Annotated in this window: 17 protein-coding genes; 8 read left to right on the top strand and 9 right to left on the bottom strand. The window is 67.3% G+C overall.

What is annotated here, in order from left to right:
- Positions 1–235: 235 nt before the first annotated feature.
- From ACWEOE_RS34920 to ACWEOE_RS34895, 6 genes are all read right to left on the bottom strand, one after another.
- Entirely contained in the window at positions 236–1894 is a 1659-nt protein-coding gene (locus ACWEOE_RS34920; RefSeq protein ID WP_452016825.1) for a UvrD-helicase domain-containing protein, read from the bottom strand.
- Entirely contained in the window at positions 1891–3828 is a 1938-nt protein-coding gene (locus ACWEOE_RS34915; protein WP_452016841.1) for an ATP-dependent nuclease, read from the bottom strand. The genes ACWEOE_RS34920 and ACWEOE_RS34915 overlap by 4 nt, the downstream gene beginning before the upstream one ends.
- 394 nt (positions 3829–4222) lie before the next feature.
- Positions 4223–5512 carry a Wadjet anti-phage system protein JetD domain-containing protein gene (locus tag ACWEOE_RS34910; protein ID WP_452016823.1) on the bottom strand — a complete coding sequence of 430 codons (1290 nt, stop codon included), beginning with the start codon at positions 5510–5512 and terminating at the stop codon, positions 4223–4225.
- A 12-nt stretch (positions 5513–5524) separates the two neighbouring features.
- Positions 5525–9073 carry an ATP-binding protein gene (locus ACWEOE_RS34905; protein WP_452016821.1) on the bottom strand — a complete coding sequence of 1183 codons (3549 nt, stop codon included), beginning with the start codon at positions 9071–9073 and terminating at the stop codon, positions 5525–5527.
- Between the two features lie 10 nt (positions 9074–9083).
- On the bottom strand, positions 9084–9854 hold the full coding sequence (locus ACWEOE_RS34900; RefSeq protein ID WP_452016819.1) for a DUF4194 domain-containing protein: 771 nt from the start codon (positions 9852–9854) through the stop codon (positions 9084–9086).
- Positions 9847–11442, bottom strand: coding sequence for a DUF3375 domain-containing protein (locus ACWEOE_RS34895; protein WP_452016817.1), 1596 nt, complete (start codon positions 11440–11442; stop codon positions 9847–9849). The genes ACWEOE_RS34900 and ACWEOE_RS34895 overlap by 8 nt, the downstream gene beginning before the upstream one ends.
- A 672-nt stretch (positions 11443–12114) precedes the next feature.
- Between ACWEOE_RS34895 and ACWEOE_RS34890 the strand changes: the two genes are divergently transcribed.
- The 7 genes from ACWEOE_RS34890 to ACWEOE_RS34860 all read left to right on the top strand — a co-directional run bounded on the left by ACWEOE_RS34890 (position 12115) and on the right by ACWEOE_RS34860 (position 17542).
- Positions 12115–12291 (top strand): hypothetical protein, encoded by a 177-nt coding sequence (locus ACWEOE_RS34890; protein WP_452016815.1) that lies wholly within the window; start codon positions 12115–12117, stop codon positions 12289–12291.
- Between the two features lie 132 nt (positions 12292–12423).
- The gene (locus tag ACWEOE_RS34885) at positions 12424–13479 is read left to right on the top strand and encodes a universal stress protein (RefSeq protein WP_452016813.1); all 1056 of its coding nucleotides are present in this window, start codon (positions 12424–12426) and stop codon (positions 13477–13479) included.
- Positions 13480–13585: 106 nt separating this feature from the next.
- A complete protein-coding gene (locus ACWEOE_RS34880; protein ID WP_452016811.1) occupies positions 13586–13867 on the top strand; it encodes a DUF1918 domain-containing protein in 282 nt (93 codons plus the stop codon).
- Positions 13854–14744, top strand: a complete 891-nt coding sequence (locus ACWEOE_RS34875; RefSeq protein ID WP_452016810.1) for a universal stress protein — start codon at positions 13854–13856, stop codon at positions 14742–14744. Before ACWEOE_RS34880 ends, ACWEOE_RS34875 begins: the two co-directional genes overlap by 14 nt.
- Positions 14741–15934, top strand: a complete 1194-nt coding sequence (locus ACWEOE_RS34870; protein ID WP_452016809.1) for a CHAD domain-containing protein — start codon at positions 14741–14743, stop codon at positions 15932–15934. Before ACWEOE_RS34875 ends, ACWEOE_RS34870 begins: the two co-directional genes overlap by 4 nt.
- Positions 15935–16028: 94 nt before the next feature.
- Positions 16029–16646 carry a CBS domain-containing protein gene (locus ACWEOE_RS34865; protein WP_432845040.1) on the top strand — a complete coding sequence of 206 codons (618 nt, stop codon included), beginning with the start codon at positions 16029–16031 and terminating at the stop codon, positions 16644–16646.
- On the top strand, positions 16643–17542 hold the full coding sequence (locus ACWEOE_RS34860) for a universal stress protein (protein WP_452016807.1): 900 nt from the start codon (positions 16643–16645) through the stop codon (positions 17540–17542). The genes ACWEOE_RS34865 and ACWEOE_RS34860 overlap by 4 nt, the downstream gene beginning before the upstream one ends.
- Positions 17543–17676: 134 nt before the next feature.
- Here ACWEOE_RS34860 and ACWEOE_RS34855 read toward each other — a convergent pair whose 3' ends face one another.
- On the bottom strand, positions 17677–18609 hold the full coding sequence (locus ACWEOE_RS34855; protein WP_452016805.1) for a galactose-1-phosphate uridylyltransferase: 933 nt from the start codon (positions 18607–18609) through the stop codon (positions 17677–17679).
- 239 nt (positions 18610–18848) lie between these two features.
- Complete coding sequence (locus ACWEOE_RS34850; protein ID WP_452016803.1) at positions 18849–19997, bottom strand: site-2 protease family protein; 1149 nt, start codon at positions 19995–19997, stop codon at positions 18849–18851.
- Between the two features lie 165 nt (positions 19998–20162).
- Here ACWEOE_RS34850 and ACWEOE_RS34845 point away from each other — a divergent pair, with 165 nt between their 5' ends.
- Positions 20163–20333: a hypothetical protein gene (locus ACWEOE_RS34845; protein ID WP_452016801.1), complete on the top strand. Its 171-nt coding sequence runs from the start codon at positions 20163–20165 to the stop codon at positions 20331–20333.
- Here the strand turns inward: ACWEOE_RS34845 and ACWEOE_RS34840 are convergent.
- Positions 20249–20902 carry a hypothetical protein gene (locus ACWEOE_RS34840; RefSeq protein WP_452016799.1) on the bottom strand — a complete coding sequence of 218 codons (654 nt, stop codon included), beginning with the start codon at positions 20900–20902 and terminating at the stop codon, positions 20249–20251. The two genes, ACWEOE_RS34845 and ACWEOE_RS34840, sit on opposite strands and share 85 nt — an antisense overlap.
- Between the last annotated feature and the right edge of the window lie 24 nt (positions 20903–20926).

Below are 20926 nucleotides of genomic sequence, written 5' to 3'. Positions count from 1 at the left end.
GGGAGCAGCGGCGTGGCCCAGGCCTCGCCGAAGTCCGTGCCGGGGAACTGGCACGCAAAGAATACATACACGCTTTACTCGTGACATCGGTCGCCTATCGACACGACTTCCTGAGTGACCTCGCCGTTGTGCACGGTGTGACGACGGATTACTCAGGATCGGCAGTTCGGGCCCGCGACGTCATACGTGGTAAGCGCGACTGGATCTGACGATTTCCATGACGGTCGTGCGACTTCTAGGTTTCGTCGGTGAAGTTGATGAACCTGTCGTACTTCGTCCGATCTTCATCCCATCTATGCGTTGCGCCCTCGGGCCTTTGGCGATGTCGGCTCCAGGTCAGTGCCAGATGGTTCTTCGCGCGGGATACAGCAACGAAGAACTCAGAGATGGCCGCGGTGGCGTCGCCCCAGAATAGTTGCTTCTCGACGCCGAGTACAACCACCTTCTCGAACTCGAGCCCTTTGCACTTATGGATGGTCAGGAAACGGACGGCATCCGACTCCGACAGCCTTTTCAACGCGTCGCTCGGGCTCTCGGCGATGGCCAGTTCTTTGCGGAAGGCTTTGAGCGCGTCCGCCAAGACGTCGGAGAGCCGGCTTCCCTGCTGATAGGCGGGCGACAGGGCGACCAGAACCGGACGCGAAAGCAGGTCCAGGAAGTTGGCTACCAGCGGGACCCACGACGCGAACTCACCGCTGTCGAACGCGGGATCGCGTACTGTCGTGCGTGCCTTGTTCAGCATGCGTTTCACTTGGCTGTCGAAGCGCAGTGCTTCGTCTTCGGAAGCGCTTGAGCGGGCGGCGACCCGCATGAGCTGGGCATACGCGCTTGGTTGTCTCTCGCCGGTGACCACCCTCAGGAAGTTGAACACGAGGGCTGCCGCTGGTTCGGCGCCGAGGTCCTGACTATTCTGTTCGTTGCGGAACGGGATGCCTCGTTCGGTGAGTTCGGTCCCGAGCGCCGCCGCGACGAGGTGGGGCTGCTGGCGGACGAGGACAGCGATCTCGCTGGCCGGGGTTCCTGCAGCAAGCCAGCTCTCGATCCCGTCGGCCACCGCCCGGGCTTCATCGAGTTCCGTGTCGAAGTCGAGGACCTCGATGACCCCCTCGTCGCCAGCCAAGTCTTCGTCCGAGCTCACGGCGGCAGGGTCCATTTCCGCGATCATGCGGTTCTGCATCCGCCGGAGCCGTGGCGCCGACCTGCGGTTCTGGTAGAGGGGCAGCGGTGCCGCCGAAAAGTCGTCGGCATAGGTCTGCATCACCCCCTCGAGGGCGCCTGCCCAGACCATGATGCGTTGCTTGACGTCGCCGACCGCGGTGAGGATCGCACCGGACTGGCCAAAGGCGGCCTTGACTAGCTCGTACTGCTCCCCGGTGGCGTCTTGGAACTCGTCGAGGAAGACATGGCTGTAGGTCTGGCGGATGCCGCCGCGGGCATAGGCGTTGTTTTCAATCACTTCGAGAGCGAGTGGAACCAGGTCCGCGAAGGTGATCTGCTTACCTGCGATCCGAGTGTGTGTGTCGATGAGATAGTCCGGGCCAAGGATGTTCTGCCCGGTCAGTGCGGGCCGGAAGTTGTCGATGAGGCGCTTGGCGAACGCATGGAACGTAAAGCTGTCGAATCGAGCGGCCAGCTGGGCACCCGAGCGGCGGCGCACCCGCTCTCGCAAGTTGCGTGCGGCGTCAACCTTGAAGGAGACCGCAAGGATCCGGCGCGGGTAACGGCATTGTCCTGTCCGCAGCAGGAAGTCGGCGCGCTGGGCGAGCAGCTCGGTCTTGCCCGCTCCCGGCCCGGCGGCGACAACGGTGTTCTGGTTAATCGCCATGACCGCCGTCAAGGCGTTGCGTTCGAGCACCAGGTCGTCGGCCGGGCGCCAGTCTTCGGCCCGGATCATTCCGGCAGCCCCGCGAGCTTGTCGCGCACACGCTGGGAAAGGCGGCCGAGCACGCCGGGCAGGTTCGCAAGGAGATCGTCATCGCTGAGGGCCGAAAGCGCCGCGAGATGGGTCGCAGGCTTACTCTTGAGGTCAAACTTGGCATGGTAGTCGTCGAAGATCTGCAGAAGGTTCGGAGCGAGTCGGGCCTCGTTGACATGGCCCTTGCCCAGCACCGCGATGATCGCCTTGTCGTCTGGTGGGACGGGCGTTACCCCGTAGGCCTCCGGGTACGCCTCGAGCATCATCAGATCGAGGTCAACTGGGGCCGAGAAGAACACACCGAGATTCTCCAGCGATCGGAGAGGTTCGTGTCCGTCCGCGGAGCCGGGGTCGACGTAGGCCGGGAAGTCGTGGTCGTCGTTCCAGCGTGGGAGGTCGTCGATCTGCCCGTCAGTGTAGGTATCCGGCACGATGACGTTGATTTGCTTGCAAGCGTTGCGCACGCGTCCCCAACCGCCCTGGTGACGGCCGCTGTCGAGATCGAGCAAGGTCACGTGGGGTATCTGCAGCGTGTTCAGCAGCCGCCAGAAGTGGTTGACGTGTCGGCCACCGAGCGGCACGACTGCGACCGAGGCGTCGTCCTCGGCGATGCCCACGGCGGCCAGCACCCGTGGGAGGACGACTTGTTCGCTGTCGCCTTCGCCCAATACGACAACCCGAGCGAAGTAGAGCTCGGGGAACGCTTCGACCGCCTCCCGCACGTACTTGGCCGCGGTCTGGTCGTCTGCGGGCATCACGATGCGGCGTACGGTCGTCTCGCGATTCGCGTTCAAGCGCAGGAAACGAATCGACTCGGGATCGACCCGGCGAAGCATCGTCGGTGCATGCGTGGCTATGAGCGCCTGTAGGGCACCTCCGTCGCGCGCGTCGCGCAGCTGCTTGATGATGCGGCCGAGGTAGTGCGGAGCGAGACTGTTCTCAGGCTCCTCGAGGGCGATCACCGTGTGGACCGGAGGACGGAGCCGATTCGGGTCGATCGACGGTTCCTTGCCTTCAAGTACCCGTCGAGCGAGCGAGTGCCACGCGAGCACGAGCGAGATGTACAGCAGGGACTTCTGCCCATCGCTGAGACGGTCGAACGGCAACGGCGCGCCGTCGTGAGAGGGGGAAAACGTGACGGTGAGCTGACGGAGAACTCCTTCCAGTTCGCCACGTCCGAACGCGATCGACGGGTCCTTGAAGTAATCGCCGCGATGCAGCCCGCCCCACTCATCGGCAAGCCGGACGCCGATGCTCGACACAGCCGCGTTACCTGCGAGGGCGTCCGTGATCCGGGTCGTCAGATCGCCGAGCGTCGCGCGTTCCCGCGTCCAGTCGGTCGCTCTCAGCGTCCGGCCGATCAAGGACGCGGTCGTGTAGGCAAGGTGATCCGCCGGGTCGCGGCGCGCCGGCAGATAGTGAACTTCGATGTGGGCTCGGTCGTAGCGAGACATTTCGGCGCAGTCGGTCGGCTCACCCGACTCGTTGTATTGGAGGATGTACTCGATCTTCTCATCGATGACGCCGTCCGGCGCGAGCTCGGCGGTGAGGCGAATGCGAATCCTCGGCACCCCGTCGGCCGTTTCGATCGCCATGTGGGAGAAGCTTGGCGGGACAGACGGGTGCTGCCCCTCGGCTCCAGACTCGGGAACCTCGACGTCGACCTCCAACCAGAGCACAGGGCTGGTGGTCTGCACCTCGGCCGAGTCTCGGCCGACAGGCACATGGAAGTCCTCAAGGCGAATTCTTCGCTGTGCCGCAAGCGGGCTGAACAGGCGTGACAGCGCTTCCAGCACCGTGGTCTTCCCGGAACCGTTAGGACCCAGAACGTATGTGACCCCTTCGAGTTCGACGGTGGTCGGCTCTGCGCCGAACGACTGGAAGTTGCTCAGTTTCAGCGTCGTGATCTTCATGGACACCTATCGACGATCTGGGTCACCTGTCTCAAGGATGAACATCGTCTGGACCGACGTCGCGCGTTACGGTGCGGTAGGTGTCCGTCCGCAAACTTGATGAGACCAACTTTCGCCGCTGCATGGCCGAACTCTGGGTGAACTAGCCCTCGCTGGTGTTAGAGGTCTAGCGCTGTCGTCGTCATCGGCGACTCTAGCCATTCGGAAAGCCTTACTTAGGCCGACGATCAGCTGGCGCTGGGCTGTGGCGCGAGTTGGTCATTCGGCGCGGCAGACGGTGACGATCTTGGTGACGTTGGCTGCTGCTTCGACTCCTGGCGGAGCTGGTGATTCTCCAGGGCCAATCGCATGATGTTCGCGATGGCTGAGATCGACGAAAGCTCACATGTTCCAACTATCCGGTGTGGGTCTGTTCCGAAGATTCGGGCGAAGCGATACCTCCGCCCAGCGTGCAGATGTTGCTGACGGCTGCCCTTGCCAGGTGGAGCGGGATGCGTTCCTGTTCGATGCGCCGGTGCTGGTCCCAGCTTGGGGAGCAGAGGTCTTCGTAGAGGGTGCGTTCGACTGAGGTCAGGTACGGAGTCGGACGCGGAGCCCGTGGCTGCAGCGGTTTGCCGTGGCGGTCCACGTCTGTGCCGTATGGCTCCCACCTGTCGTATGCGGCGTGGTCCATGAAGAGGGATCGGGCTGGTACCCCGACGGCGCGGAACTCGTCGAGGATTTCGAACCCGTCGGCGTCCATGTCTCCCCAGTAGATGACCGCGTCGGCACCGGTGATCCACTCGAACGACGCCGCGGTGCTGCCGCCGCGGCCGCTGCCTTCTACGGCTACGCCGTGGGAGAGAGGAGGGAAGTGGATTGCGGTGTCCTTGTTCTCGCTGATGACAACGACGCATGGTGTGTAGGGCAGCTGGATGCGGTCACCGACCGTCGCGCAGTCGTGTCTGCGGCCTCCCGCGGCGAGGTGCGCCGGATCGAGGTAGGTGAAGTGGAGCCGGGGTGGGTGGGGTGGCAGCAGCCCGAGGTCGTCGATTCCGGCGAGGCTCCGCACCAAGGCGTGGCGGGTGTCGAGCCATTTCGCGTGCAGGCCCTCGATCGGAACTTGTCGTGGGGTCAGCACCTCAACGGTGCCCGCAGCGGCGCGGTCGGCGAACCAGCGGGCTGCGCGGAGGAGAAGGTCGAAGTCCGTGGCGTCGTAGTCGATGACTTTGCGCAGCACTGTGGGCGCAGCGCGGACGTCTGGGTGCTGTTCAAGGAGGACGCGAGCGCGGGCCCTCGCGGTTTCGAGGCCGGTCTGCCAGCTGGTGATGCGGGCAGCGGTGTCGATGTCGGGCACGACGAGGTGCGTCGGCAACTGCTGGTCCGTGCCGTGGACACGCCGGCCCCGCCAGCTCAGCGTCAGGCCGTCCTGGTCTTCCTGCTTGCGCCAGGCGGTGACGAGGTCGACCACGTCGCCAAAGGACGACGCGAGTTTCGCGGAGCCGGGCTGCCCCAGCGGAAACGGGTGTGGCCACGACGGAGGCTCGCCGCGAGGACCGATCGTTTTGGCGACATCACCGTCCTCGCTGTCCTGTCGCCAGCCTTGTTCCTTGAGCACGGTTTCGGGCCAGGTGCGCATGAGCCGCGCGCGAACATCGGCGAGGGCCGTTCGAGGTGTTTTGATGCCGGCGACGGCCCGGTCCACGGAGATCTCCGATCAGTTCCCGGCGACGGGGTCGACGCCGTTGCCTTGTGTGTCGGGATCCGAGTCAGCTGGTGCCAGGGCGGCCAGGCTTTCGCGGAACGCTTTGCGGTCCTTGATCGGGTGCAGAAATGAGTAGTGCGTGCGCGTGTTCTTGGTGATGGCGAGAAGTTCGTTCATGTGCGGCTCGAGGCCGGTGACCTTGTCCAAAGGCGCGCCGATGACAAGCTGGAAACCCAATCCTCGCCAGGCTCGGACCGCTCGCCCGGCGAACTCGGCATCGGATTTGATGAACCCCTCATCGAGGAACACCGGCGCGAATCGCGGCCGCTCCCGGAGCTCGTCACCGAGCCGGAAGCGCAGTGCGGCGCCGACGATGAACGCGATGAGCTCTTGCGATTCGCCGCCGGACTTCCCGCCCAGCGACGAGTGCGTCGAAATCAGCGCATCGGTGGCCACGTCGTAGCACTCGGCGGTGATCGTCACATGCTTCCGGACGTCGAGCAGCCGGTCACGATCACGTTCGACCGCACCGGGAGGGGCGGCGGCGCCGCGACCACGTGCGACGGGAAGCCCGCGTTCGTCGTCCTTCGTGCGGATCTGGTTCATGAAGTACTGGAGATCCTTGAAGCGGGTTTCAAGCTCGTCGTTGCTTAGCTCTTTCGTTGCGAGAGCGGACAACCTGGACAGTTCGCGGCGAAACGTCGTGACGTGGTCGAACACCTGCTTCTTCATCTTGATGCGCAACCGGTTGGCGTTGGCGCCGAACGGCAGATTTCTGAGGATGCTGTTGATCGGGTCGAGCCGCTTCTCGATCTCGTCGATTGCGTCTCCCATCGAGTGTGCAAGAGGCACGAGGTCCTGGCCTGACCACTTGGCGAGCTTGCTACGCCACTCGTCCCGGCGCTTGTGCAGGCCGGTGGCCTCGATGTCGTCGTAAATGCGCTCGTAGTCGGGGTAGGAGGACAGCTTTGTCCCCAGGTTAGGGTCCTCCCACAGCCGCTGGAACTGGGCGAACCTGTCCTCGATGTGCGCTGTCAGCTCCGCGACCTTGCGCCTGGCCTGTTCCAGACCGTTCTTGAGCCGTTGATTCAGAGCGGCGCAGTTCTTCGGAAAAGCGACTAGCACTTCGGCGTCGTCACCCGCGATCGCGGCGAACTCGGCATCGAGGCGGCGCGTCTGGTCGTCCGTAAGCATCACGCGCTGCGCGCGATCGATCCGCTGAAGCTCGCCGCTGACTTTGTCTTGCTCGTCGGCCAGCGCGCCGTGCTCCTTGGCTAGCTGCTCCGCCCGTTGTTCATGGCCGAAGACGGCACGCTGCGCCTGGCCTAGCGCTTCTTCGAGGAACGAGATATGCACTTCCATCGCCCGGAGCCGGTCATCGCTGGTGAGGATCTTGTCTCTCTGCGCCTCCAGCTCGGCGATCCGGCGGTCGGATCCGGGCACGTCGATAGCGTCCCAACGGACGCGCCCCACGGCTTGACACGCGCTGACCCGTGCCCGCAGGGTGGACTGCTCTGCTTCGACCGGGTCGATCCGGCCGGCCAAGGCGTCCAGATCGGTGGCGATCTCGGTGAGTTCCGCGTCGATCGCCGCGAGCACTTCGACGTTTGAGAAGCCGATGATGTCGCGCCGGTCGGCACGACCGTGGGTGCCGCGTTGCCCCTGGCGGGTCTGGCCAGCTGCAGTGACTCGATACCCGTGCCCAGCGAGGTCGGCGGGAGACTGGACGCATAGGGCGTTGCGCGAGTCGTGACTGACGTGCTCGTACACCCACGAGGTGAACAAGGAGTCCTTGAACTGCAGCTTTCCCGCCACGCGAGCGGGATCTGCCCTCGACGGTGACGAGGGCTCCCACTCGCGCAGCGGCACGCCGACGAAAGTGAGACGGCCTTTGAGTGGAACAGGATCGATGAGGCGGGAGAATTCTTGAAGCTGTCCGGCAGGCACCAGGAGTTGCCGCGCGCTGGCTCCAAGGACGGTCTCGATCGCGGTGCGCCACTGCCGGTGCTCATCTGCGACGTCGATCAACTCGGCCAGGAAGGGGAGCTCGTCACGAGTGAACCCGGTCGCTTCGGCAACTTGCTCACGCAGCTTATCCAGGTTCGAGGGAATACGGCCATCTCTGCCTTCGTGAGAAGCGCGTTCGTCGCGGAGGCCGCGTTGCCGGTCGAGTAGCCGGACCTCATCCCGCATGAGGGCGTCACGCCGATCCCGCAGTTCGGCGGTAGCGCTCTCGGCGCGTTCCAGGAACTCGGCAGCGGCGCTGCGAAGTAGTTCGTACTCGTCCTTCGTACCCAGGCCGCCGGGCAGCGTGCTGAAAAGCGCGACGGCCGTGTTGGCGAGATCGGCCCGCTCCTCATCGCGCTCGCGACGGCGATCGGACTCGGTCTCCAAGTCGAGGGCGAGCTTCCGGAGCGTTCCGCCGCCAGCCGCGTCGTGTTCTGCTCGCGCTTGTCTCAGCGCCTCGTCGGCTACACGCATAGCCCGATTCGCCGACGTGAGCTCGTCCTTGGTGCTCCTGCGCTGTTCCCGGTTGAGATCGGAGGCCGCGGTGAGAAGGCGGTCCTCCGTACGCAGAGACCACAACCCGATCGGCGAATCCCCACCGCGCGTGAGACCGAAGGTGTCGATCGTCTCGATCTCCTCCTCCGCGGCACGCAGCTCGTGGTGCCATTCCACGACGGGTGCGAGCAGCTCCGCCTTCTCCTGCTCGGTACGCATCTTCAGGTAGGAATCTTCCAGGGCGTTGAAGTGACCGATGGCGCGATCCGCGTCGTCGTAGGTGGTGGGGCGTTCGAGCACCATCTCCTTGTAGAGCTCGTCAACCGTGCGGATCTGATGGCCCGCCTGGACTCGCGCGAGGAGCCGGAGAGCTTTCAGGCCGTCGCCGTTGGCGCCGATGCCCAGGCGGGTGAAGAGGTTTTGCGAGAAGGACTGGTAGGTCTCGTGGTGCCGGACGCCGGGGATCGCCGCCTTGACTTGCGCGGGAGCGAACGGCGCCGGCCGGGTGCCGGTGAGACTGGCGAACTCTGTCAGGTCGAGCGCGCCGTCGAAGGTGAACATGCGGCTGATCACGTCGGCGGAACGAACGATTCTGGCGCCCGCGTAATAGAGGCGGAATGCCGTTACGCGCCGTCCATGGTCGCCGATGAACGTGGCACCGACGGCTCCCCAGGTGTCGGTGGCGTCGCCCCGCAGGACCTTGGCCTTGTGCTGGCCGTCTTCGCCCTCCGTGGTGTCGGTCTGGCCACGCAGGTAGGACAGCAAATTTCGCTGCTCGGCGGAGCGGGCCCGGCCGCCCACCGCGTCGTTCGAGGCGCCGTTGAAGGGGGTGTCAGACGGCTGCAGGAGCGCGAGCCAGGCGTCCTGGACGGTCGACTTCCCGCTGCCCGAAGCGCCTGACATCAACGTCGAGTCGTGATCGATGTCGATGACCGTGTGGCCTTCGAACCCGCCCCAATTGACGAGCTGGATTTTCTCCAAGCGGTGTTGCACGGTCGCCGGCACAGGCCGGTCTCCGGGTTCCAGCGCAGCGAGGTCCCGGACCTGCTCTTGGGTCATCGGATGTCTCTCACTCGTTGCTCTCGGCGGGCAGGGTGTCGAGAACACCGCTGTTCGGTGGGTCGAGGGCGTTTTCAGAAGAAGTAGCCCGATCATTCCCGTTTTCCTGCCGCAGCCAGGCGAGGAGTTCGGTCAGCTTCGTCATCGGCATCACCACTTCGATCGCTCGCGCGATCTCGAAGCGAGTGGCGGTCTTGCGCCCGATGAGCAAGCCAGTCTTGTATACCTTCTCGATTGCGCGCTCAACCCTCGCGCGGTCGGCGGCCTTGTCGGTGGCCGACGCGGGCCGGAAGTGACTGAGGTACTCGTGGATGTCGTCGCGGTCAACGAACGCGCGACCGTTTCCGGCCGCCTGCTCGGTGTGGAACCGGGTACGCAGGAACAGCAGGACGATGGTCTCCTCCCGCGGCCAGGCGTGATCATAGAAGAGCGTGGGGAACCGACGGCCGCCTCCCTCGGGGGTCGCCTGCCTCTTGAAGGCGACTTCCCGCTGGAGGTCCAACTCGAGGATCATGAACATGTCGTTGAGGCGGGAGCTGATGGGGCGGGGGTTGGCGACGAGTGCCCGCCACTCGCGTTCGTGCGTCTGGGCGCTGATGAACGGCTCCTTGACCAGCTGGACCAGAGCCCTCCGCTGCGCGAACATCAGCCCGCCTTCGTCGCCCTCGAACAGCGCCAGCGTCGAGGTGCTTTCCGAGTCCTCGTCGGTGTTGTCGAGGTCGGGGAACTCCTCGCCGATTGTGTGGCGTCCGTCGGAACCCGTGGCCGGGTCGTCAAACACGCTGCCGTCCCCCCGTCTGGTCGCCTTCTGTGGCGTCCACCCCCGCAGAGTCGTCGCCGACCGTCGCCCCTGTTACAGCGAGAAGCTCGTCCTCGTCACCCGTATGGGTTCCATCGGGGTTATCGGCCGAGCCAACCACTTGCGGTGCGAACAGCGTCCGCCGCGAGCCGTCGGGCCGGACCGTCTGGTAGGCCTCGACCGTGGACGTGATGGCGAGGACCTCCGTGTTGGTCGCGAGGTGCAACACTCCGAAAATCTCCACCGGACGACGCAGCGGATCGGGGAGCCCGCCGAACAGAGCACCGCCCGAAGCCGGGCCACCCGGCGTCTCCAGCTGTTCCAACCATGATTTCAACGCTCCGAGCGAAGGGCCTCCTTGTGTCATCAAATCCCGCATCGACAACTCGTCGGGCTGGTGATCCGAGACGTCGGCCAGAGGAGGAGGCGGCACGCTGACACCGGCGTCGTGGAACCGCTCGCGGAGCACTGCGGCATCGATTTCCGAGGGCAACAGGTCCACCGGCACTTTCGCCTGCGGTCCGGCTGACTTCATCCAGGCCGTCATTTCGGTCTCCAGCGCCCTCAACACCGCGTCCAGTTCGCGATCACGGGTCAAGTCGTGCGTGATGATGAACTCCCTGAGAGCCGACGTCGCCCGCGCCCGCTCGGCGATCACCCTGCTCATGCCCTGCCGGATGAGGGAAACCGTTCCCCGCAGCTCGCTGCGGTCGGACACTGTCAGGATCCGCTCGGCCAGCGGATGCTCGAGCAACGCGGTGATGTCTTCACGCAGCTGGTCAACCAGGGCTTGATCACGAAGCAGGTCGAACGCGCCCATGAACGCGCGTCCCTCCTGCGTCGCCTCCTCAAGGGTGTCCGCCCGCTGCAGGTACTCGTCGATGACCTCGCCGGCAGGACGGTCTTCCTCGCGTAGCGAGGCGAAGATCTGGTCGCGTAGAGCGGTGAACGATTCGGACACGCGGGCGAAATCGGAGGGTAGGCCGGCGACCAGTTCGGTCAACTCGGCGAATCCCTGCAACATGTAGTCACTGCCTACGGAGGGCATGTCGCCGCCCGACAGCAGCCGATCGCGCTCACCGGTCAGCCGGGCGATTTCAGTGTCCAGGATGCCAACGCGAGCGGCACGATCAGGGTTGGCGACCCGGTTGAACCGCCGGACCTGGTCGAGGATCGTGGCGATGCGGTGCTCGGACAACGTCGCACGTTCTCGCGTCAATTGCTCCACCAGCCGCAACGCGTCCTGGGCGTGCGAGGTGAGTGAATACTGCTCTGCGCCGTTCTCCGCGAGAGAGCGGATGAGCCATTGCCCGGACACCCACTTGCGGCAGAGGTCCCGGCCACCACCAGACGGGACCTCCCGGTCCGTGGCTCCGGCTAGGCGCAGCTCGTCCATGAACGTTTCGACCATGCTGTGCAGGCGCGCGGCGGGAACCAAAGGCGCGTCCCGGGTGAACGCCGATCGGAAGACCGCGATGACGACGGCGGCGTGCATCTGGTGCAAGAGCGACAGGGTTGGTTGTTCGAACGCGGCCATCACCCGCGCTCGATCGGCGACGATGCTCGACAACGGACCTCCCCGTCCAGCGCACCCGGCCTTGGTGACACCAAGGCTAACGACGAGCACCGACAATCGGTGGGAGTTGCGTCATTAGCATGATCTTTCGCGATGCTCGTTGCATCGATGCTCCACGCTGTGGGAACCCCATTGGCCGGGGAGCGCGGAGACGGCAGCCCTCAACGGGTGGCCCTGGAGTCCGCGTGCGTGGCTGTTACCCGGAAGTGCGGCGGCGTCCCGGGCCCTGTGTTTCGCATGCTTCGACGATCATGGCCGACAAAATTGTGGCGGTCGTTGTCGAACTAGGGGCGATTTAAGGGCGATTTTTGACGTCGGATGAGGTCGACTGATACCCACTGAGAACGTGAGCGTTTGCAAACTTCCCAGCTAGATCGACTGAGATCGACTAAAAATCACATGTTCCAGCTATCCGGAGGGTTCTTGGTTCGAGTCCGAGCGGGGGAGCCCAGACCATAGACCTGGCCTTTTGCTACCTGCGAGTAGGGACGATTCAAGGGCGGTGGCTACCCCAGGTTCGTGACAACAGGGCGGCCACACCCCGGTATGGCTCTGTGGCGCGGCGGCCGACACTCGGGTGGTCGATCGGTGAGGCGTCGTCGGACGTCGTGAAGGTGATCTCGACAGGTGCTAAGACCGGGTGACCGCGGGCCGGCGGTGATCGTCGTGTCGCACGACATGAACGAGGTCCTGTGCTTTGCCGACCATGTTGCTGTGCTCTATTCCGGCGGGCTGGCCGGAGTTCACCGGGTCGTCGAGGCCGACGAGCAGGCACTCCTGGAGCTGATGACGACGGGCCGGTCCGTTCGGGTCGCGCGACGGACGAACGGAGAACAACCGTGAGCCCGATCGGGACCTTGCCCGCCCGTCGATCGGGACCGTGAGGCAGTACGAAGAAGGCGATCTGTTCCGCTTGGGCCGCAGCGGTTCATCCCCATCATCGAGGCTCGGCCGCCCTACCGCGCCCAGCGTGCGATGAACGGCTTCTCGCCAGTGGGATTTCATCCGGCCGGAGAGTGCACGGTGGATGGTAGATCGACTCACCGGCACCTCGCGCCCTGCAGAGGGGGCCCGCGCTTTCGTCCCACCGGAAAGGGACTTCATGCCCTGACCGATTCGGCCGTGGGTACGCGACCGTGGGGTGTGCGGCCGAACCTCGGCGGCCGGGAACGGAGGCACGTCGTGACGGGAACGGCCGTCCGCGCCGCGGTGGTGGTGGGCGTCGACGAGTCGGAGGCGGCCTTCGACGCGGTCGGGTGGGCGGCGGAGGAGGCCGAGGGCCGTGGGTGCGTTCTCTGCCTGTTCCACGCCGGACTGTTCGACTCGGACCAGGCAACCGACGTCGAACGGATTCGGCAAGCGTCGTTGCTTGTCGAGCGAGCTCACCGCTGGTTTGTCCGGGCCGCGCAGGTGGCGGAGGAGGCGGTGCCGGGGATCAGGACCGAGTACCTGGTCCGCCTCGGGCTCGCGGCGGACCTGCTCGTCGAGCTGTCTGCCGACGTCGCGCTGGTTGTGGTGGGCTCGCACGGGATCGGCGGCCTGCGTGGGGCGGTGATCGGTTCCGTGGCGCTGCGGGTGGCCGCGAGCGCGCACTGCCCGGTGGTGATCGCGCGCGGACCCGGGAAGCCCGGCGGGCCGGTGGTGGCCGGCGTCGCCGGGGCCGACGATGACGAGCGCGTCCTCGAGTTCGCCTTCGACGCCGCAGCGCGGCGGCACGTGCCTTTGATCGCGGTCCATGCGTGGCAGGCGGGACTGCTGGACGACCCGGAAATCGTCGAAATGGTCGCGCAGAGCGAGGAAACGGCGTTGGAGCGCCGGCTCGACGAACTGTCCGGCATCCATCCCGGCGTGACCACGCACACCTGCGCGGTCCGCGGTCACTCGGCGGCACGAGCGCTGATGAGCTTCGACGACGCCCAGCTGATCGTCATCGGCAGCCGTGGCCGCGGGCCGGTAGTGGGCGGGTTGTTCGGCTCGACGGGGAACCGGTTGCTCGCTCAGTCGGCGTGCCCGGTCGCGGTCGTCCACTGAGGGTGGAGGTGGAGCTGGGTGCCCGCTCCGCGCGAGGAGCACGAACGAATGAGTCGCCGGGCCTGATCGAGGGAGGGCCCGCCCGTAGCCGAAACGAGGAGAAGTGATGCACGCACAACCCGGAGACTGGCTCGTGGTGAAAGGAGTCCGGGTCGACCTGCCCGAGCACCGAGGCCGGATCGTCGCCGTCGGCTCGCCGGAGGGCGACCCGCCGTTCACGGTCTGCTGGCTCGCCGATGATCACGTGTCGACGGTGTTCCCCGGCCCGGACGCCGTGGTGCTCACCGAAGCGGAGATCACCGCACTCGACGAGCAGGATCGCGCGAGGCTCGAGCGGTTGCGCGCGCTTCGGCGTTCCGGAGGGGGTGTACACAGTGTCCGGCGGTGACAGCCGCGTGGTACTCGCCGGAATCGACGGATCGTCTTCCGCGGTGCACGCCGCGGTCTGGGCCGCGGCGGTGGCGGCGCGCCGTGGCGCGATGCTGAAGCTGGTGCAGGCGTACACAGTGCCGGAACCGGGTATGTCCGGTATGTCGGTCACGGCCGTCCGGGATGGTTTTCGCTCCCTCGCCGAGTCGGGGCTCGCCGAGGCCGAGGGTGCCGTACTGGCGGCGTGGCCCGCGCTGCCGATCGAGCGGTGTGCGGCCGAGGGCAGCGTTGTCGGCGTCCTTCTGCGGGAGAGTGCCGTCGCCGAGCTGGTAGTGCTGGGATCCCGTGGGCTCGGTGGGTTCACGGGGCTCCTGCTCGGTTCGACCGCGGTCGCGGTCGCCGGCCACGCGCCGTGCCCCGTCGTGGTGGTGCGCGGTCGCAAGCCGGACGACGCGCCGCCTGCGACCGGGCCGGTCCTCGTGGGGCTCGACGGATCGCCGGACAGCAACGATGCGCTCGGATACGCGTGCGAAGAAGCCACTGCGCGCGGCACCCGGCTCGTGGCGGTGCACACCTGGAACGAGATCACGCCGGAGGGCGTGCTGCGGAAATCGGACAGCCGCCCCGAGGACGTCGCAGCCGCGGAACGGCGGCTCGTGGACCAGCAGCTCGCGCCGTGGCGCGAGAAGTTCCCCGACCTGCCGATCGACGTAGTGGTCGTGCACGGCCGGCCGGTACGGACTTTGCTGGAGCTCGGTGAGGACGCTCAGCTGGTGGTGGTCGGCAGCCGCGGCCGGGGCGGGTTCACCGGCATACTCCTCGGTTCCACGAGCCAGGCGCTGCTGGTCCACTCCGCGTGCCCCGTCGCGGTGGTCCGCCCGGGGAGCCGGCCATGACCGTGACGACACCGGCGCCGAGCCCGCGTTCTGTGCCCGAATACGCGCTCCTGCACTACGGCATCCACTACTACGACACCGCCGGCCTGCGGCTGCGGCGACACGGCCTGACGCTCAGCCGAGTCGGCCCGAGCTGGCAGCTGGACCGCGGCGACGGCAGAGGGTGCCGGGTCGAGGCGCCCGCATCGGATCAGGTGCCACACGAACTGCGCCGGCTCGTCCGCGCCTACAGCCGGGACCTCGAGCTCACCCAGGTGACCGGTCCGTGCACGCGCCTCCTGACCCAGGACGCGTGGCCGGCCGGCACCGCTCGGGCCATGGTGCTTGGTTACCTGGAGACGCAGATCGAGGCGCTCGCCCGGGCCGATCTGGCCGTGCGCCTGGGTGAACCCGAGGGGGTGCACGACCTGAGGGTGGCGGCACGCAGGATCCGGGCGGCTCTGCGGACGTTCGCCCCCGTGCTCGGGGGACGCCGGCTGGTCCGGGGCCTGTGCGCGTCGCTGCGCTGGCTCGGTGCGGGTGTCGGGCCGGCGCGCGACACCGAAGTGCAGCGGCACAGGTTCTCGCGCAGGCTCGACCAGGTGCCGGAGGAAGCGGTCGTAGGGCCGGTCCGCGCCGACGCGGAGCGGCACTTCGGCGCAGCGGCCGAGGAATCCGCATCCGAATGCGCCGAAGTCCTCGATTCGTACCGGTACCTCCAGCTGCTGAACGCGCTCGAGGTGTTCGGCGTGGTGCTGCGGGAGCAACCTCGCTCCGATCAGGGCAAGGCGGCGCTCAAGCCGGCCGGCAGTGTGCTGCCGCGTCTCGTGTGGACGGTCGTGGCGGAAACCGACAGGCGTCTGGAAGCCGTGTTCCACGAGTCCGCACCGAAGTCCGTTCACGCGGTACGCAAGAGCGCCAAGCGGCTCCGGTACGCGCTCGAAGCGGCGGCCGAAGCCATGCCGTTCGTCCCGGACCGCGTGCTGGCGGACTGCCGGGCGTTGCAGGATTTGCTGGGGGAGTACCAGGACTCGGTGGTGGCCCGCGAAGAGCTGCGTGCACTTGCCTCGGCGGCGAGCGCGGCAGGGAAACCGGTGTCGACCTACGAACTGCTGATCACGACCGAGGTTCACGCAGCGCAGCGGTGCGTGGCCGCGTTGCCCGCGGCGTGGGAAACCCTGCGGCAGGGCCTCGAGCCGTTGCGCTCTTGAGGACGTTGGTCCTCGGCGGCGGTGACTCCGGACCGGCGTGGCCGGTGCTCGGCGCCGCCTACGTTCGAGGCAGCAGAAGGAGAAGGAGAACTTGATGCGCGCACGCGATCTGATGTCCGCACCGGTGGTGACGGTGACCCCGTGGGCGCCGGCCAAAGAGGCAGCGGAAGTGCTTTCGGAGAACGGATTCACCGCTCTCCCGGTGGTCGACGACGACGAACGTCTGATCGGCATCGTCACCGAGGCCGACCTGATCCGCGAACGGGTGCCCGCCGACGTGCGGTCCGGGCACCTCGACCCCGACACCCGCGCGGCGGCGGCCGACGTGACGGTGCGAGACGTGATGACGACGCCGGTCACCGCGATGTCGTCCGGGACCGACGTGGCCGACCTGTGCCAGGCCCTGGTCGACGCGAGGATCCGGGCGATGCCGATCGCCGACGGCAGCCGCCTGGTCGGGATCGTCACGCGCGGCGACGTCGTCCGGGTGCTCGCGCGAGAGGACAGCGCCATCGCTGCCGACGTGCGGCACCGGCTGGAAATCTACGGCGGCACCGGCCGATGGAAGGTCCAGGTTCGCGACGGGGTGGTGCGGATCGTCGACCGCTACGACGACGAAACCGACCGCCACGTCGCCACGCTGCTCGCGCTGGCAGTGCCGGGCGTGGTCGGCGCCGACACCATCTCGTCCGGAGAGGATCCGTGGTCATGACCGAGCGAAACAACACCGTCGTGGTGGGCGTCGACGGATCGGCGGGCGCTGAAGCGGCGGTCCGCTGGGCTGCGCGCCTCGCCTCCGGGCGGGCACTCGACCTGGAACTCGTACACGGTCTGCAGATCGCCGCCTTCTGCTACGGCGGTGGCTTCCCCGGGAGCGACGTGCTGTTCGAGCAGCTCCGACAGGAGGGCGACGGCATTGTCGCCAAGGCTCGTGAGCTGGCGCTTTCGGTCGACTCGGCTCTCACGGTGCGCACTGACGTGCTCACCGACACCGCGACACCCGCTCTTCTCGACCGCTCGCGACACGTCAGGATGATCGTGCTCGGGCGCAGCGGAACCGGCGGGTTCGCCGGCATGCTGGTGGGGGCGACGGCCGCCGCGGTGGCGAGCCACGCGGCCTGCCCGGTCGCCGTGGTCCGCGGGCGGCACGGCGACGGGCCCGTCCCCGTGGACGGTTCGGTGGTGGTCGGCGTGGACGGCACGCCGAACAGCGAGGCGGCCGTCGCGGTGGCGTTCGAAGAGGCTGCCTTCCGGGGTGTCGGGCTGGTGGCGATCCACGCCTGGAACGACGTCACGTACGACTCGGTCGAGGGCACGGCACGCCTGATGCCGCAGCCGGAGGTCCTCGAACCGACGGAAAAGCGGCTGCTGGCACAGCGGTTGGCCGGCTGGCAGGAGAAGTACCCGGATGTCGAGGTCCGCCGCGAGGTCGTCCGCGACCGGCCGCGGCATGCCCTGCTCGCCGAATCCGACACCGCTCAGCTCGTGGTGGTCGGCTGCCGCGGTCGTGGCGGGTTCGCCGGCATGCTGCTCGGTTCGACCAGCCAGGCCCTGATCCACCACGCCTCGTGCCCCGTGATCGTCGTCCGGCCCGAAGCGAAGCAGTGACGGGCCGAGGTCGTGGACGTTCGGCAAGGTCGCCCCGGAAGCGCTCGCCGACTGTCCTTTTAGGGCCTTTTGTCGCGAGCGTACCCGGGGTGATCGAGTGCGCTCGTTCACCCCGCTCTTCGCCGGGCACCACGTCAGGGTGTGACAGCGGCGGCAACCCGCGTGCGGAGGCGTGCGGCGGCTTGGTCGGGGGAGACCGTCACGACCGGGATCCCCGTCGCGAGCTCGAGGCCCGCCGCGATGTCGAACCGGGGCAGCAGCTGTAAAGACCATGCGAGAAAGGGCGCGTCCTCGTATCCGCTGGGCGCGGTCCGCAGAACCAGGTTGTACGCCGGATCGCTGAACTCGGTCCGCAGCGCGGACAGCACCGCTCGCAGGCACCGCGCAACGGCCTCGACACCGCTGCGCGGCGCCGCGGCGAAATCCGCGTCCGGTTTGCGCAGCGTGAACCGAACCTCGCAGTCGGCCCGTGGCGCGAAGGGACTGAAAGCGATCACCTCGTCGTCGGCGAAAACGATCCTGGTGCCGATGTTGAGCTCTGAGGCCAAGATGTCTCTCGCGAGGCTCCGGCGATACGTGGAATGGTGGTCGCGGGCGATCTCGAGCTCACGGCGCGTGGCCGAGGACAGCACGGGCAGGCCCGCGATCTGCGAGTGCGGGTGGGAGAGGGAGATACCGGCGGCGCGGCCGTGACTGCGGAAGACGGCGACTTGGGCGGCGTCAACGCGCAGTGCCAGGTGGCGCGCCTGCCACGCCGAGAGCACGTCGACCACTTCCGAAGTGGTTGCGGTCGCCGGGTCCCAGGCGTGGGACGGTGATTCGATGACGACCTCGTGCCCGTCAGACAGCGCGTACCGATTGCGTACCGCGCGCACGCGCCAGCCGCCGTCGACGCCGGCGAGCCGCCAGGTCTCGGCGGGGGTGTCCTCACCGGGGCCGGGGCAGAACGGACACTCCGTGCGCGTGAGGACGCGCGGACGCGGAGCCCGGCCGGACGCGAGGACCGACCACTCCTGCGAGTCGGAGTTCCAGCGGAGTTCTCCGCCATGCCAGCGTTTCGTCGTCATTCTGTTTCCTTCCGCACGGGGGGAGAGGAACGTCCCTCTTCCCGCTCGCAGCAGTCGAGGATCCACTCCGGCGCGACCGGCCGGTAGGCGTCGACGGCCAGTTCAGCGGTAGCCGCATCTGCATGGCGGCGCCCTCTGTTCGTGCTCGCCACCGCACAGCCAACGGTGAGGAAAGCCGCGCGGAAAGAGGCGAAAGGCCCTGAGGGGCGGGGCCGGCGACCCCGAGCCCGTGTGCCGATTCAGGACGCAGCCGACCGTCCGACCCGCGCGCCGAGGTCGGCCAGTTCCAGCGCACGGGCGAGATCACCGGGCGTTACGACCCCGGCGAGGATCCCGTGGTCGACGACGAGTACCAGATCCTGGCCAGGACGCTGCGTCGTCCGGCCGAGCACGTCTGTCAGCGGCGTCTCGGGAGCTGCCAGGAAGCAGGCGGGAGGCTTCGTGCACACCGCTTCGAGACGGGTCGACGTGCGGACGTTCTCCGGCACGCGTGCCAACCGCGACAGGCTGACGACGCCGATCGGGTGTCCTTCGAAGGACGCCACGGGAAAAGTGCGGAACGGCGCCTGCGGTGGCGTGTCGAGAAAACCCTGCACGGTGTACCAGCCGGGCGCGGTCGCCGGGGACGGACTCATCACGTCCTCGAGCCGGACGCGCGAGAGCTTCTCACGCAGCGGCGCCGCGGTCAGCTCGGTGCGGGCCGCGAAGGCGAGGAACCAGCCGATGGCCACGAGCCAGCGGCCTTCGATGCTCCCGGTGGCGAGGAACAGCCACAGGCCCATGCCGACCAGCGCCGCGGCGAGGACCCGGCCGCTTTGCCCCGCGGCGCGGCGAGCGCGGCTCCGGTCTCCGGCGATCTTCCAGACGATGGCTTCGGCGATGCGGCCACCGTCGAGAGGAACGCCTGGCAACAGGTTGAAGAGCGCGAGCATGCCGTTCGTCCGGCCCAGCCACCTCAGCGCGACGACCACGACGGCCGGCAGAGAGGAAGCGAGGAGAACGGCGGCGCCGAGGAAGACCCCGCCGAGGAGCAGGCTCGCCGCCGGCCCCGCGCCGGCCACCAGGAACGCGGCAATGGGCGTGGGCGGATCTTCCGGCAGTTCGGTGGCGCCACCCAGCAGCCACTGAGTGATACGGCCGGCTTCGAGGCCGCAGCTGCGCGCTGCGATGGCGTGACACAGCTCGTGGACGAGCAAAGACACCAGGAACATCACGGCACAGAATGCACCCACCGCCCAGTACACAAGCGCGGACGAACCCCGGGCGCTCACCGGAAGAACGCTCGTCGCAAGCAGGGACGCCAGCAGGCAGGCGATGATCAGCGCGGACCAGTGGGCTCCGATGCGAATCCCGGCGATCCGGCCGAGCGGGAACGTCGCACGTGTCATCGCCCGAGTCTCCGGCGAGGGCCCGAATCTCGGTCAGGGTCGCACCACCCCGGCGCGAGTGACCAAAGACTCCAGACCGGCGGACGTCCGGAAGCTGCGGTCATGTCGGGCGCGCTTCTAGCGTCGTCCGGAGTTCCCCGTGCTGACGAGGACCGGAGGAGACCGATGGACGAGAAGGAAAAGGCCCGGATCGAAGAAGACGCGCGCCGTGAAGTCGCCGGGCGCGGCCGGCACGGCTCGGCGATCCGTCGTTACCTGTGGGTCAGTGAACGGCGGGCGATCGAGGAGAACGAAAGAGACGCCGTCCCCGAGTCGGCACCGGAGCCGAAGCGCTGACCGGCACGCCAGGTGCGTTTTTCCTCCGCTACGACCAGAGGCTCGAACACCGCCCGCGCGACTTCTTCACCAACTCCGCCGCGGCCGGCCCGAAATGCATCCTCAAACTCGCGATCGAGGCGGGAGATGTGCAGGTCGACGTGCCAGTGCTTCACCTGCATGCCATCCTCCTCACGGGAGAATGCAGCGGCCGGGCTTCGACCCGCGATGAAGCCCGTGAACCGGGGGCCCGACGCGTGCCTGGTCCGCTTCGGTTCCAGCGCGAAGGGCGTGCCGTCCGGTGGCCGCCTCGGACGGAGTTCTGAGTGCTGGAGCCGCCGTGCGCGGAGGCGGAGACGGACGAGGCGCGATGAGCCCACGATTGCCCTGGTGCCGAATCCCGCCTGGCACCGGCAGGTGCCCGTGACGATCACGACGTGCAGCAGTGAAGACACGCAATTGTGCAGCCAGCGCCGGTGCGGGTCCAGACCGTCTTCGTCGGAGCGGTCTTCCACGATGAGCGCGGTTGCCAGGCGCCGGTCCGCGACGTTGGCGTATCGCCGGTCGACCACGTCGGCGGGCTGAAGCACGAGCCAGTCGCGCCGGAGTGGGAG

Source organism: Amycolatopsis sp. NPDC004368, assembly GCF_053602515.1.
The sequence above is the reverse complement of the archived record's forward strand: the minus strand, read 5'-3'. Positions and strand labels throughout refer to the sequence as shown.

Bases quoted from the DNA above. Each gene is read 5' to 3' on its own strand.
- ACWEOE_RS34920 (WP_452016825.1), bottom strand. From the start codon at position 1,894: ATGATCCGGGCCGAAGACTGGCGCCCGGCCGACGACCTGGTGCTCGAA.
- ACWEOE_RS34915 (WP_452016841.1), bottom strand. From the start codon at position 3,828: ATGAAGATCACGACGCTGAAACTGAGCAACTTCCAGTCGTTCGGCGCA.
- ACWEOE_RS34905 (WP_452016821.1), bottom strand. From the start codon at position 9,073: ATGACCCAAGAGCAGGTCCGGGACCTCGCTGCGCTGGAACCCGGAGAC.
- ACWEOE_RS34885 (WP_452016813.1), top strand. From the start codon at position 12,424: ATGAACGGCTTCTCGCCAGTGGGATTTCATCCGGCCGGAGAGTGCACG.
- ACWEOE_RS34880 (WP_452016811.1), top strand. From the start codon at position 13,586: ATGCACGCACAACCCGGAGACTGGCTCGTGGTGAAAGGAGTCCGGGTC.
- ACWEOE_RS34870 (WP_452016809.1), top strand. From the start codon at position 14,741: ATGACCGTGACGACACCGGCGCCGAGCCCGCGTTCTGTGCCCGAATAC.
- ACWEOE_RS34865 (WP_432845040.1), top strand. From the start codon at position 16,029: ATGCGCGCACGCGATCTGATGTCCGCACCGGTGGTGACGGTGACCCCG.
- ACWEOE_RS34860 (WP_452016807.1), top strand. From the start codon at position 16,643: ATGACCGAGCGAAACAACACCGTCGTGGTGGGCGTCGACGGATCGGCG.
- ACWEOE_RS34855 (WP_452016805.1), bottom strand. From the start codon at position 18,609: ATGACGACGAAACGCTGGCATGGCGGAGAACTCCGCTGGAACTCCGAC.
- ACWEOE_RS34850 (WP_452016803.1), bottom strand. From the start codon at position 19,997: ATGACACGTGCGACGTTCCCGCTCGGCCGGATCGCCGGGATTCGCATC.
- ACWEOE_RS34845 (WP_452016801.1), top strand. From the start codon at position 20,163: ATGGACGAGAAGGAAAAGGCCCGGATCGAAGAAGACGCGCGCCGTGAA.